1 protein-coding gene is annotated in these 1,470 nt (G+C 73.1%); it reads right to left on the reverse strand.

What is annotated here, in order from left to right:
* Positions 1-7: 7 nt before the first annotated feature.
* Positions 8-1,375: a multidrug effflux MFS transporter gene (locus STRAU_RS23740; protein ID WP_106968018.1), complete on the reverse strand. Its 1,368-nt coding sequence runs from the start codon at positions 1,373-1,375 to the stop codon at positions 8-10.
* Between the last annotated feature and the right edge of the window lie 95 nt (positions 1,376-1,470).

Raw genomic sequence — 1,470 nt, forward strand, 5'->3', positions numbered from 1 at the left:
GGCGCGGTCAGCGGTCCGTCTTCCGCTGCTCGGGCAGCGGCGTGGTGCCCTGCTCGGGGACGGGGGCCGCCGCGGCCCGGGGTCCCGGCACCGGCGCGTTCTGGTTCTGCTGCCACGGGCGGCACAGTCCCACGAAGCAGCCGACGGCCGCCAGCGCGCACACCAGCTGGACGACGGCCATCGGCACGGCCGTCCGTTCGCCCGCGATGCCGACCAGCGGCGAGGCGATGGCGCCGATGAGGAAGGAGGACGTACCGAGCAGTGCGGAGGCGGAGCCCGCGGCGTGCCGGGTGCGCATCAGGGCGAGGGCGTTGGTGTTGGGCATGGCGAGGCCCATCGCCGACATCAGCACGAACAGTCCGACGGCGATCGGCGCGAGACCGATGTCGCCGAAGACCCCGCTCGTCATCAGCAGCAGCGCGGTCGCGGCGAGCGTGATGACGGCGAGCCCGAAGCCGAGCGCCTTGTCGAGGCTGACCCGGCCCACGAGCAGCTTGCCGTTGATCTGGCCGACGATGATCAGGCCGACCGAGTTCACGCCGAAGAGCAGGCTGAACGTCTGCGGCGACGCGCCGTAGATCTCCTGGATCACGAACGGCGAGGCGGAGATGTACGCGAACAGCGCGGCGAAGGCGAAGCCGCCCGCGACCATGTAGCCGGTGAACACGCGGTCCGCGAGCAGGCCGCGCATCGTGCGCAGCGCCTCGGCGGTGCCGCCGTCGTGCCGGTCGGCGGGCGCCAGCGTCTCCGGCAGGCGGCGCCACACCAGGAGCGTCAGCGCGACGCCGACGACGGTGAGGACGACGAAGATGCCGCGCCAGTCCGTCAGGCGCAGGACCTGGCCGCCGATCAGCGGCGCGACGATCGGGGCGACCCCGGAGATCAGCATCAGCGTGGAGAAGAACCTGGCCATCTCCACGCCGTCGTACAGATCACGGACCACCGCCCGCGCGATCACGATCGCCGCCGCGCCCGCGAGGCCCTGGAGCAGGCGGAAGGCGATGAGGAGTTCGGCGGTGGGGGCGAGGGCGCAGATCGCTGTCGCGAGGATGTAGACGAGGAGGCCGATGAGGAGGGGGCGGCGTCTGCCCCACTTGTCGCTCATCGGGCCCACGACGAGCTGGCCCAGGGCCATGCCCATGAGGCAGGCCGTGAGGGTGAGCTGGATCGTGGCTGCCGGGGTGTGCAGGGCGTTCGTGACCTCCGGCAGGGCCGGGAGGTACATGTCCATGGACAGTGGGGGCATGGCGGTCAGGCCGCCGAGGATGAGGGTGACGAGGGTGCCCGTCGCCACGCGGCGGGCGGCGGGGTCCGGTGGTCCGCCGGTCCCCGCCGCCCCGGGTATCCGCCCCTCGGCCTGTCTCGCCTCCGCCATCGCGCCCCTCCCGGTAGTTGCTCGTGCCCCCTATCGTCTCAGGGCGCGGGGGGTGGTGGCGCCCTCGCGGGTGGCCGGCGCTCCGCGCCTCGTCC

It is taken from the genome of Streptomyces aurantiacus JA 4570, from assembly GCF_000414115.1.
Classification (GTDB): Bacteria; Actinomycetota; Actinomycetes; order Streptomycetales; family Streptomycetaceae; genus Streptomyces; species Streptomyces aurantiacus_A.